The following is a 12,718-nucleotide window of genomic DNA, read 5'->3' on the forward strand; positions in this document are numbered from 1 at the left end:
ATGAAAATCCATGAGCTTAGCCTCTAGCATAAAGTTCATATATTATACAGTTTACACCGCAAACCCAGAAGACCCGTGTTTTTCCTAACCGTTCCCTCAATTCATCAGCCGATAACTGCGGCAGTTGTTCTACAAACAATGTCAATTCTGCCACAGGCAATGCCAATAAATTAGTAACGGCTGCAGGCAGAATATCGCCCAATTCAGGCAATCGCATTTGCAACGCACTTTCAGCTAACAATTTAACCGCTGATTCCCGCCCTGTTTCATCAACTGTCAGCATCGATATTGCCAGCAACAAAACTGTAAATTCCGCCGCCGCCAAGTTGGATATTGGAGAGAGAAAAACAGTCATTTTGGGGCTTAATTCTCCAAATCTAACTCGCAGAAAGTTTTCTAAGATTAAGCGCTGTTGTTCTTGCCTGCCTCGTTCTAGTCCTTCTTCTAGTCCCTGTTCTAGTCCTTCTTCTCTAGCTTGTTGCTGTGCTGCTTGTATTTGTTGTTGAAAAAGTGGTGCAATGGCCATAATTAACTCCCGCTCTTCTGGCTCTAATTGTTGTGGCGCATCGGTTACTAAATTTGACTGTAACCGATACAGCAATTCTAGCGCGATAATCCGCAACGGATCGTCCGTTGCTAAAGCGCTCAATTGGGAAATAGCCCTTTGCTGCACTCCCCCTTTGCCCAAAATCCTCAACCACAGAGTTTCTGGAGTTTCTGGCAACTGGTGAATCGCCACAATTGCCGATCGCAAAGATTCCCCCAAAAAATAGATTCCCTGCATCCAATTCTCTGTATCGGGTACCGCATTAAAGCTATCTACCAATGCTTTCGATGCTGTCGGCATCAAAATCCACAGTTTGGGTAACTGAGCGTTATCATAGCGAGTATTTTCTATCCTAAATTTTCGCTCCAATTCACCTCGCACGTCCAATAACTTGCCCAGACAGCTACAAATTTCGCTAACGTTTGCCGGATTGCGAAACGGTTCAAAAATTGCTGTTGTGTTTGCCATTTTTCCCAACAATCCCAGGGTTTCTGAATATTCAGGAATTGCGGTGCTGGGAGTGAAGTAAACATCGATTTCTCGGACTTCGGAAGTTACATCGCGGCCGATATTAACCGTTCCGATCGGCGAAAGCAATTCTTCCAGAAATTCTTTGGCAAAGCGATCGTGAATAAATCGCGTCATAGAAATTAGGATGAGTTTTATCAGTGAATCCTAGCATATATACACGCTTTTGATTTAGGTGAGTAAGCCTAGGCGCATCTAAATTTTACAGTCAAGTTTGATGAAATTCTTGTGAGGTAAGATCTCGTAGGGCGCCCGAAAAATACAACGCAAGATGCGGGACAGCTTATGGTAAGGTGCGCATTACGACCCTACAGAATTAATTGATGCGTCCAGGAATGTTTAGGTTAATTTTCACTTTCCACACTAAATAGATCTTTGAGCCGTTTCCTTACCCACTCTATAGGATTTTCATCGTCTTCCGCTGCATCTACCAATTCCATTTCTCGAAGTTGCTGTTGCCTCTCGCTTAGTTCTTCTTTGTGTTTCACTATCTCTTGAATAATTTGTTCAGATAAATCCGGCTGCTCTGTTAAAATTTTTTGGAATCCTTCTTTATTGATAGCAAACAAAATTGTTTCTTCCAAAGCTCTCACCGAAGCAGTTCTAGGGATTCCCAACATCAAAGAAAGTTCCCCCAAAAACTGACCCGTACCGAGGTTATTCAGATGTTTGTCAATAGCTTCCACAAAAACTTCCACTGAACCTGAAAGAATCATGTAAAAAGCATCTCCAGGGTCGTTTTCGCGAAATAAAAATTCTTGCGATCGCAGCCGTTGGCGGTATCCAACTTCAATCAATTGCCGCAATTCGAGATCCGTCAGATTTTCAAAGTATTCCACCTCTCGCAGCAAACAGCTAAGGGACGATTTCTTTTTCATTTCCTCTGCAATAATCGGCATTTTTTGCTTGTTTTCCGAGGAAGTGTTCGTGATGTCAATTCCACTTTTTTTGTTGTTGAACATTGACAAAATAACTTCGGGATTTTGCAAATAAATTTCTCTGTCGTTGAACGGAAATTCTATTTTATGCTGGCGGAAATTGTACTCAATCGCAAAATTCAAAGAACTTTTAATTACTTCTCTGTCTGTCGGCCTGTCCGTCCAAACTAAAAGTTCAAATTTAAAACTATCATCGCCAAACTCGACAAACAATACTTTCGGATTCGGTTCGCAAACAACTCCCGCCTCCGCGTAAGCAATATTTAACAGAGTTTCTGTCACTAACAGCGGGTTACTATTCTCGGCTACTTCTACGGGAACTCGCAGACAGAGTAGCGAGTTTTCGTAACTCCAGTTAACGATTTTGTTGCTAATCATTTTGCTGTTGGGAACTATGACGCTGGAGTCGTCATTGGTTTGGATGATGGTCGATCGAATCGAGATTTTTTTGACGATTCCCATTAATCCTTCTAATTCCACAAAGTCTCCGACTTTCACAGGTCTGTCTAAAAGCAGCGTTAAGCCGCTGACGAAATTAGTTGTTAAATCCTGGATTCCAAAACCAATTCCCACTCCCAATCCCCCCGCAACTACTGCAAAAGAAGCGAGGTTGAAGCCTATACTTTGGATGGCGACGATCGCTCCGAAAGCTACTATTAAATACCCAATAATTACTGCGATCGCTTCCCGGTTTCCCTCGTCAATTCCCAGTCTAACTAGCAAGCGTTCCTTAAGAAAGCCAGTAAAAGAACGCGATATGATGAGGATAGCTATGAACAATACAATCAGTTCCACAAGTGACTGCAGCGATACAGGACTCTCACCTATTGTAAATAAAGTCGCTGTAAACATTTGGGAGATTTTTATCAATAATTCTTCGGGTATCGTAGTCACTTTAGTTCCAGTTAATAATAAGTTTATTAAAGGTTAAACCTTTAATAATAAAGACTAAAATCCTTATTTTCAAGTAAAAAAAACCAGAAAAAAAGTCTCTTTTACGAGATTTGTATTTTTTTTGAGTATCCGAACAAACTGATTTTTTACAGAGCAGATATGGGGTTATTCAGACTACGCCGTTATGCGTATTGGCAATTTCTCGGATATATGGTCTTCCCCTGCCTGCGGTTAGTGTGCCACTTTTTCGCCATAGCGGAATCATCTATTATTCATGCGAACCCTCTACTAGCTTTAGTCAACTTTAACTGTCTTGGATTTTATCATACTTTCCGCTAATTTTTGGTTTAAGTCCCGTTATCAACTTAAGCAGCGATTATTCAAGGACTATTTAAGTAGACAAGTCAAAGATCGCAGTATTACAATGAGTTTAACTGGTGGGAGAGAGATTGCTATCACTGTGCCAGTTGCGTCCGTCTTGTGTATATCTAAGAATGTCTAGCTGAAAATTTAACGGATTTAGCTAAAATTGAGAACGTTCCAAGAATACTTGGCATTCTACCGACATTGGGAAAAAATTAAAACTTAATGGCATTTGTCAATCAGTAAAATTACTTAAAACACTGTTTGTTTAGGAGTGGAAAATGCGCGATTTGGGGGTGGGTGGGCATAAATATGGCGTGAGGCATGATTCCTCGATCGCCCAAATCTAAGTTCTCCACCCAAAATCTAAGTAAATGCTGAGCATAATTGTTGATTGACAAATGCTTCCCTAGCTTAAGTTGTCACCAATGTTCTACCGATAGGATTGATTAGCAATAGAATTGATGAACAATAGAACTGCTTGGCGATAGATCCGAAGAATTAACGGAAATAGTGTCGCAAGGGATACATATATCGCCGATTGAAAACCTAATGTTCGCCCTGCTGAACGTTTTCTTCAGTACCCAAAGAGGAGAAAACGAAAACCTTGCGATCGCGTAATTGGAAAGAAGTTCTAGAATTATAGCTGAAAAGCACGATTTAATATGAGCAAATTGCCGCCAGATAAAAACCAACCGCCACAGCAAGAGAGCACAACAGCACAGATATTGCCACAGGATCGCTTCGACGCTTTTTTTGCAGGTGCCAACGCCGGAATGTTGATTTTTGACCGCCAACTCCGGTATGTCCAAATTAACGAAGTTTTGGCCCAGATGAATGGCGTTTGTGTGGCAGACCATATTGGTAGGTCAGTGCGTCAAGTGCTGCCAGAATTGGCTCCGACTGTGGAACCGATGCTGCAAGGTATTCTGGACACGGGCAAGCCCATTCTGGATTATGAATTAGTGGGTGAAACGCCGAAAGAACCAGGTATTATCCGCTACTGGCAAGCATCTTACTATCCTTTGTTGGATGAAAATGGCATCGTTTTTGGTCTTGGTGGGATTGTAATTGAAATTACCGATCGCAAGCGGGCAGAACAAAAGCAGGCACGACTGACGGCAATTTTGGAAGCAACTTCCGACTTAGTAGGAGTTGTGGATTCGACTGGGCATAGCGTCTATCTCAACAAAGCCGGACAGGAAATGCTGGGGATGTCCCCAGAGGAAGCACGATCTCCGTTTACTATAGATTCTGTATTAGCTCCCTCGGCAAAAGCAAAGTTCCACAACGAAATAATTCCCACCGCCTTGCGAGAGGGTAGGTGGGCTGGTGAAATCCTATTTTTGTCACGCGATGGGGAAGAAATTCCAGTCTCCCAGGTTTTGATCGTCCACAAAACCGAAGCGGGTGAAATCGAGTTTATTTCCACTATTGTGCGGGATATTCGCGAACAGCAGGCGGCGCAGCGCGATCGCAAAACCGCAGAAGAAGTCCTCAAACAGAGTGAAGAAAGATTTCGTTCTTTGATGGAAGCCACCGCTCAAATTATTTGGATTTGCAATACGGACGGCGAAATGGCGATCGAGCAACCTACTTGGAGTGCATTTACAGGACAGACATTTGATGATTACAAGGGAGGGGGTGGGTTCAACGCTATCCATCCAGACGATCGCTCGTCTATGGGCACTGCCTGGTCAACTGCTGTTGCTAATCGATCGCTATATGAAGTTGAATTCCGTATGCGCCGCCATGACGGGGAATACCGCTACATGAGTTGTCGTGGAGTGCCTATCTTAGAAGCTGATGGCACGATTCGCGAATGGGTGGGAGCAAATACGGATATAACAGAGCGCAAACAAGCTGAAGAAGCTCTGCGCGAACGCAATGCACTTTTGAACTCTATTTTAGAAAGTACACCAGACATCGTTGTGGTCAAAGATCGAGAAGGCAGATATGTTGCTCTTAATTCCAACCTAGCAAACTTTATCGGTAAACCCATTGAGGACATCTTGGGCAGAGATGATTCCCAACTGCTGTCGCCTGCCGTTGCCATTTCAATGATGGCAAAAGACCGTGAGGTCATGGAAACAGGCATCACTGAGACTTACGAAGAAGAAATCTTTCAAGGTGAGATTGGCGGAACTTATTTAACTACGAAAGCTGCTTGGCGAGATAATCAAGGCAATATTCTCGGCGTCATCGCCATAGCGCGAAATATTAACGATCGCAAACTTGCCGAAGCAGAACTGCGCGAGCGCAATGCACTTTTAAACTCTATTTTGGAAAGTACGCCCGACTTTATTATGGTTAAAGATCGGGAAGGGCGTCATGTTGCCCTTAACTCTAATCTGGCAAACTTCTTTGGCAAGCCAATTGAAGAAATCATCGGCAAAGACGATTTGGAACTACTGCCGCCTGATATTGCCCGTGAAATTATGGCAAAAGATCGCCACATCCTGGCAGCAGGAATCACTGAGAGTTATGAGGAAGAAGTCTCTAATCATGAAACCAGTGCGACCCTTTTGACTACCAAGGCTCCTTGGCGGGATGCTAATGGCAATATCTTGGGTATCGTCGCTACAACGCGAGATATTAGCGATCGCAAACAAGCCGAAGAAGCTCTGCGCGAACGCAACGCACTGCTGAACTCGATTCTGGAAAGTACGCCAGACATCATTGTGGTTAAAGACCGGGAAGGGCGTTATGTTGCCATGAACTCCAATTTGGCAAACTTCTTAGGCAAGCCAATTGAGGAAATCATCGGCAAAGATGATGGGGAATTACTGTCGCCTGAGAGTGCTCGTGAAATGATCGCAAAAGATCGCCACATCCTGGCAGCAGGAATCACTGAGATTTACGAGGAAGATGTCTCTCAGGGTGAAACCACTAAGACGTTTTTGACGACAAAGGCTCCTTGGCGGGATGCTAATGGCAATATCCTCGGCATTATCGGCACTACACGAGATATTAGCGATCGCAAAAAAGTCGAGCAAACACTCCGTCAAACCCTAGAAATACTGGACTTAGCTAGCGATAGTATCATTATTAGAGATATGGACGATCGCATCATCTACTGGAATCAAGGTGCAGAAAAGCTCTATGGTGGGACAAAAGCGGAAGTAGCCGGGGAGTTCATTCACGAATTCTTAGAAACCATCTTCCCTAAACCATTAGAAACCTTATTGGGAGAGTTTTTCGAGCACGGAAGTTGGGAAGGAGAACTGCACCACACTACCCGTGACGATCGGCATATTATTGTCGCCAGTCGCTGGACATTACAACGCGACGCAGAAGGAAAGCCTTGTGCCCAACTCGAAATTAATACCGACATTACCGATCGCAAACAAGCGGAAGATGCTATAAAAAAAAGCGAAGAACGCTATCGTTCGCTAATCCTTGCTACGTCCCAAATGGTCTGGACAGGCGATGCTGAGGGGCGATGCCCGGATATGGCGGCTATGAGAGCTTACACCGGACAAACCGAAGCTGAGGTTGTTGGTTTTGGCTGGTTAGATGCAATGCACCCGGACGATCGCGAACGAACCGCTCAGGTCTGGATGGAAGCAGTGCAAACGAAAAGCCTGTATGACATAGAATATCGAATTCGCAGAGCAGATGGAAACTATCGCTATTTCCAAGGTAGAGGCGTGCCCATTCTGAATGAAGATGGCAGCATCCGGGAGTGGGTTGGCACTTGCAGCGATATCCACGATCGCAAACAAGCCGAAGATGCTATAAAAAAAAGCGAAGAACGCTATCGTTCGCTAACCCTTGCCATCTCCCAAATTGTCTGGACAACCGATCCTGAAGGAAGATGCCAGGATTCACCGAGTATGAGAGCTTACACCGGACAAACGGAAGCTGAGGTGGTTGGTTTTGGCTGGTTAGATACAATCCACCCCGACGATCGTGAACGAACAGTTCAGGTGTGGATGGAAGCAGTGCAAACGATAAGCCTGTTTGACATACAGTATCGAATGTGCGGAGCGGATGGAAACTATCGTTATTTCCAAGCTAGAGGGGTGCCAATTCTGAATGAAGATGGCAGCATCCGGGAGTGGATTGGCACTTGCACCGATATCCACGATCGCAAACAAGCCGAAGATGCTATAAAACAAAGCGAAGAACGCTATCGTTCGCTAATAGTTGCTACGTCCCAAATTGTCTGGACATCGGATTTTGAAGGAAAATGCCCGGATCTACCGAGTTGGAGAGCTTACACGGGACAAACTGTAGAGGAAGTGCTTGGTTTTGGCTGGTTAGATGCAATTCACCCGGACGATCGCGAACGAACGAATCAGGTGTGGATGGAAGCAGTGAAAACGAGAAACCTGTATGACATAGAATATCGAATCCGGGCAGCGGATGGAAACTATCGTTATTTTCAAGTTAGAGGGGTACCCATTCTGAATGAAGATGGCAGCATCCTGGAGTGGGTTGGCGTTTGTAGCGATATCCACGATCGCAAACAAGCCGAAGAGGCTATCAAACAAAGCGAAGAACGCTATCGATCGCTCATCGCTGCTACGTCCCAAATCGTCTGGGCAATGGATGCTGAAGGAAGAGGCACGGAGCTACAGACTTGGAAAGCTTACACCGGGCAAACTGAAGCTGAGGTGGTTGGTTTTGGCTGGTTAGATCCAATTTATCCGGACGATCGCGAACGAACGGTTCAGGTGTGGATGGAAGCAGTGCAAACGAAAACCCTGTTTGAGATAGAATATCGAATCCGGGGAGCGGATGGAAACTATCGTTATTTTCAAGTTAGAGGGGTACCCATTCTGAACGAAGATGGCAGCGTCCGGGAGTGGGTTGGCACTTGTAGCGATATCCACGATCGCAAACAAACAGAATTCGTACAGGCAAAAGCCAGGGAAGCCGCAGAAGCAGCTAATCGGGCTAAAAGTGAATTCCTTGCCAACATGAGCCACGAATTGCGGACTCCGCTTAATGGCATCATGGGATACGCGCAGATTCTTCAGCGTTCCAAAGTCTTGAATCAAGAAGAGCGATCGCGCATTGATGTTATTTATCAGTGCGGTTCGCATTTACTGACCTTAATCAATGATATTCTCGATTTGTCGAAGATTGAAGCGCAGAAAGTGGAACTCATGCCCACCGATTTTCATTTCCCGGCGTTCCTGCAAGGTGTCGCAGAAATGTGTCGTATCCGAGCTGAACTAAAGGGAATTCACTTCCATTTTCCATCAAGCCCCGAACTCCCGATCGGTATTCGTGCAGATGAAAAACGCTTGCGACAAGTGTTAATTAATCTTTTGAGCAACGCTATTAAATTTACGGATGAGGGCAGTGTCACTTTTATAGTCAGTTTTGCAACAGAAGGAAAAATTCGCTTTGAAATACGCGATACAGGTACCGGCATTGCACAAGATCAAATCCAAGCTATCTTTGAGCCCTTCGAGCAGGTAGGCGATCGCAGGCGGCAGACGGAAGGTACGGGATTGGGACTGGCAATTAGCAAAAAGATTGTAGAACTAATGGGCAGTACCATTCAGGTTCAAAGTGAGATGAATGTGGGCAGTATTTTCTGGTTCGATGTCAATCTGTCTCAAGCCGATGAATGGGTGAAAACGTCTCAAATCGACGATCGCGGGCAGATTATCGGCATCAAAGACCGCCAACCTAAGATTGTGGTTATCGATGACAAATGGGCTAACCGTTCAGTAATTAGCAATTTGCTCAGTCCGATCGGCTTTGAGGTTTCTGAAGCCAACGATGGGCAGGAAGGCTGGGAAAAAATTCTAGAGGTACAGCCAGATTTAATCGTTACCGACTTACTAATGCCCGAATTAGATGGCTTCGAGCTAATTAAGCGGGTTCGAGAATCGGATAATTTCAAAGACATCGTTATTATTGTCTCTTCTGCCAGCGTATTTGAAACCGATCAATACAGAAGTTTAGAGGCAGGAGGCAACACGTTTATTCCTAAACCTGTTCAAGCAACGGAACTCCTGCAAAAATTACAACAGTATCTTGATTTGGAATGGGTTTATGAAGGTAATGAAGATCCACTGGCGATCGCCTCAGATACCAACGAGCTAATTGCCCCACCTGCTACGGAAATGGAAATACTATACGAGCTGGCTATGAAAGGAAATTTCCTAGAAATAGTTAAGCAGGCGTCATTACTTGAAGAAATAGATGCCAAATACATTCCCTTTGCTAAAATATTGCATCAAATGGCAAAAGACTTTCAAGACGAAGAGATTTTAACTTTTATTCAGTCCTACAAGTAAGGTTTATGAATTTACCAATTCAACCAAATAGTACGATTCTGATAGTTGATGACAATTCAGCTAATCTAGGTGTCTTATCTGATGCCTTAAGTCAGGCAGGATTTGAAGTTCGGGTCGCCAAATCTGGAAAAATGGCACTAGAGCGGGTCAAATATGCTCTACCAGATCTAATCTTACTAGATGTCATGATGCCCGAAATTGATGGATTTGAAACCTGTCGTCGATTACAGGCTAATCCAGAAACTAAACAGATTCCCATTATATTTATGACTGCTCTCTCGGATACGGCTAATAAAGTTGAGGGATTTCAGGTTGGGGCTGTAGATTATATTACCAAACCCTTCCAACAGGAGGAAGTATTAGCTCGCGTTAAACTGCATTTAAAGCTTCATGTTCTTACAGACAAGTTAGAGGAAAAAAATACATTATTGGAGCAAAAAGTTGAAGAAGTCAGCCAAGCCTATGATGCTTTGCAAAAAATGCAAATTAAGTTAATCCAAAACGAGAAAATGTCGGGATTAGGGCAAATGGCGGCTGGGATTGCTCATGAAATCAATAACCCTATAAATTTCATCTCGGGGAATCTGGGTTATGCCCAAGAGTACGCTCATAACTTACTAAAAATTATACACCTCTATCAAGAAGATTATGTAAATCCCACCCCTCGGATTCAAGCAGCAATGGATGAAATAGAACTGGAATTTTTGGAGGAAGATTTTATAAAAGTTCTTAACTCAATCAACTTAGGAACGCAGCGCATCCAGGAGATTGTCAAGTCTATGCGAATTTTTTCTCGCCTGGATGAGGCAGACGTGAAAGCAGTAAATATCCATGAAGGAATAGATAGTACACTCACCATCCTGCATCATCGTTTAAAAGCAAAACCAGACCATCCAGAGATTGAACTAATAAAAGAGTACGGTCAGCTTCCACCAGTAGAATGCCATGCCGGACAACTCAATCAAGTGTTCATGAATATTCTTTCCAATGCCATTGATGCTTTAGATGAATCGAATCAGCAGCGTTCCTTTGCAGAAATCAAACAAAACCCGAACCGCATTCAAATTTCTACAAAAGTAATTGACGATAATTGGGTTGCTATTCATATTAGTGACAACGGTCGGGGAGTTTGCGAAACTTTACAACCGAAACTATTTGACCCTTTTTTTACCACCAAACCTATCGGTAAAGGAACGGGGTTGGGGTTATCTATCAGTTACGAAATTATCGTTGAAAAGCATGGGGGCAGATTATACTGCCAGCCTATAGCAGGAAAGGGAATAGAATTCGTCATTGAAATTCCAATTCGGCCACAAGCTAGTCAAGCTGCTTAGTTTCCCGGTGCAATGTCTCTTACGAACTTTGCTTAATTTCTCGCCGATAGCGCGGATGACAGGGATTACCCGTACAAACAAAGCCGGCAGGCATATTTTTAAAGACACTACTGCGAGCTCCAATTAAAGCGTTGGCACCGATTTCGACACCAGGGCCAATGAAGCAGTCTGCCGCAATCCAAACGCCGTTATTAACGATAACAGATGCTGTTATTAAGCCAAAGGCTGGGTCTTGGGGGTCGTGAGTGCCGGTGCAGAGGTAACTTTTTTGAGAAATGACGCAGTGTTTGCCGATCGCAATTCGATCGAGACTGTACAATACAACATCATCTCCGATCCAACTGTAGTCGCCGATTTCAATTTTCCAAGGATAGGTAAAACGAGCCGTAGGGCGGATAATCACACCACAACCTATTTTCGCTCCAAATAACCGCAGCAAGCCGCTTCTGATGCCGTTAAAAGGGTGTGGAGTGAGGGAAAATGCGATCGCCTGCACGCACCACCAAACCAAAATTAGCCAACCAGGTCTTCCCCGATCGAAGTTTGATTGGTTGTACAGCCGCAAATCAACCAAAGATTCCCCTGTCAAAGTATTTAACTGATTGTCGCTAATTGGACGATGGTTTATTTCAGGATTTTGGGAATTTGCGATCGGCTTTTCCGGTTCTTGGTTCAGATTTGGTATATTATAAGTCATTGATAGTTAATTTAATGTTTAATTAAAAATCGAGTTTAACCTGAAGGACTGCTGCATGACATTTCCAGTTACGGACAATTTTGAATCTGAAAACGCCAAGGATCTCGTACATTGCGAGAATACAAATCCCAGAATTGGCAAAGTGCGACTTTTACAAACAGCATTGGTACTGCTTAGCAGCTTTTTTGTTGCAGAGTTAATCGCCGCACTTAATTCTCATAGCTTGTCCCTATTAGCAGATGCGGGTCACGTTTTTTCAGATGTAGCAGCTTTAGCAATAACTTTGACAGCGACTTGGTACTCTTCAGTCAAACGCAAAAGTAAACCCGTAGATTGTGCGATCGCACAATCGCCAATCCCTGAACGAGGAGAAATCATTGCTGCTTTAATTAATAGTATCAGTTTAGTAGCGATCGCCCTTTGGATTGCCGCAGAGTCGATCGACCGTTTGCAGGCCCCCACTCCCGAAGTAGAAGGACTCCCGATGTTAATTACCGCCATAGTCGGTTTAAGCATCAACTCAATCAATGCTTGTTGCTTGCATTCCTGCTGTCACGGCGACTTAAATCTCAAAAGCGCCTTTCTGCACGCAGTTGCCGACATTTTTTCGTCGGTTGGAGTAATTTTAGCTGCGATCGCTGTGGCGTGGCTGCACTGGAATTGGGCGGACGGCTTAATTAGCTTGCTAGTTTCGGCATCAATTATTTTATTAACTCTACCGCTGCTAATAGAAAGCATCCAATTGCTGCTAGGAAAAGTATCAGCAATATCCGCAAGTCAACAGCCTTGCGACTGCGAAAAAGTGAGCGCAGAAAAATTGCTTTTTCCATCGCTAGAAGAACTCATCAAATAACATCTCTTCATCTGCTTCCATCTGCGTATATCTGCAACCATCTGCGGTAAAAATCAAAGTTTTGTGAAGGGAGCTGAAGAACCTTCCCCTAATTATGATAAGATAAATATTGGTGTTATTGACAACTCCTCACAATAAAATAAAACCGCGCTCAAGCCTATCTGCCATTAATTCACACCCTGCTGAATTGCCTCAACGGTGAAGAAACCCAGATTTGACAGGCAACTTAGAACTGCTGAATTGGGGGTTTCTGCAAAGTAGCACTAGAGAACTTACTTGACAGCGAAGATGATGAGCTGTCCTG

Annotated in this window: 6 protein-coding genes; 3 read left to right on the forward strand and 3 right to left on the reverse strand. The window is 44.0% G+C overall.

The window, feature by feature from the left end:
- Positions 1–16: 16 nt before the first annotated feature.
- Both QUA54_RS27455 and QUA54_RS27460 read right to left on the reverse strand, forming a co-directional pair.
- Complete coding sequence (locus QUA54_RS27455; RefSeq protein ID WP_333417415.1) at positions 17–1,192, reverse strand: flagellar assembly protein H; 1,176 nt, start codon at positions 1,190–1,192, stop codon at positions 17–19.
- A gap of 227 nt (positions 1,193–1,419) precedes the next feature.
- On the reverse strand, positions 1,420–2,907 hold the full coding sequence (locus tag QUA54_RS27460) for a mechanosensitive ion channel domain-containing protein (RefSeq protein ID WP_333417416.1): 1,488 nt from the start codon (positions 2,905–2,907) through the stop codon (positions 1,420–1,422).
- 1,028 nt (positions 2,908–3,935) lie between these two features.
- Here QUA54_RS27460 and QUA54_RS27465 point away from each other — a divergent pair.
- Together QUA54_RS27465 and QUA54_RS27470 are read left to right on the forward strand one after the other, a co-directional pair.
- Positions 3,936–9,530: a PAS domain S-box protein gene (locus QUA54_RS27465; RefSeq protein WP_333417418.1), complete on the forward strand. Its 5,595-nt coding sequence runs from the start codon at positions 3,936–3,938 to the stop codon at positions 9,528–9,530.
- 5 nt (positions 9,531–9,535) lie between these two features.
- Positions 9,536–10,864, forward strand: a complete 1,329-nt coding sequence (locus QUA54_RS27470) for a response regulator (protein WP_333417420.1) — start codon at positions 9,536–9,538, stop codon at positions 10,862–10,864.
- 19 nt (positions 10,865–10,883) lie between these two features.
- Here QUA54_RS27470 and hpsU read toward each other — a convergent pair whose 3' ends face one another.
- Complete coding sequence (gene hpsU, locus QUA54_RS27475) at positions 10,884–11,561, reverse strand: hormogonium polysaccharide biosynthesis acetyltransferase HpsU (RefSeq protein ID WP_333417422.1); 678 nt, start codon at positions 11,559–11,561, stop codon at positions 10,884–10,886.
- A gap of 55 nt (positions 11,562–11,616) precedes the next feature.
- On the opposite strand from hpsU, the gene QUA54_RS27480 reads away from it, so the two are divergent.
- A complete protein-coding gene (locus QUA54_RS27480; RefSeq protein ID WP_333417424.1) occupies positions 11,617–12,414 on the forward strand; it encodes a cation diffusion facilitator family transporter in 798 nt (265 codons plus the stop codon).
- Positions 12,415–12,718: the final 304 nt, after the last annotated feature.

It is taken from the genome of Microcoleus sp. MOSTC5 (assembly GCF_036701825.1).
GTDB lineage: Bacteria > Cyanobacteriota > Cyanobacteriia > Cyanobacteriales > Microcoleaceae > Microcoleus > Microcoleus asticus.

Coding starts and splice junctions, on each gene's coding strand:
- QUA54_RS27455 (WP_333417415.1), bottom strand. CDS start 1,192: ATGACGCGATTTATTCACGATCGCTTTGCCAAAGAATTTCTGGAAGAA.
- QUA54_RS27465 (WP_333417418.1), top strand. CDS start 3,936: ATGAGCAAATTGCCGCCAGATAAAAACCAACCGCCACAGCAAGAGAGC.
- QUA54_RS27470 (WP_333417420.1), top strand. CDS start 9,536: ATGAATTTACCAATTCAACCAAATAGTACGATTCTGATAGTTGATGAC.
- hpsU (WP_333417422.1), bottom strand. CDS start 11,561: ATGACTTATAATATACCAAATCTGAACCAAGAACCGGAAAAGCCGATC.
- QUA54_RS27480 (WP_333417424.1), top strand. CDS start 11,617: ATGACATTTCCAGTTACGGACAATTTTGAATCTGAAAACGCCAAGGAT.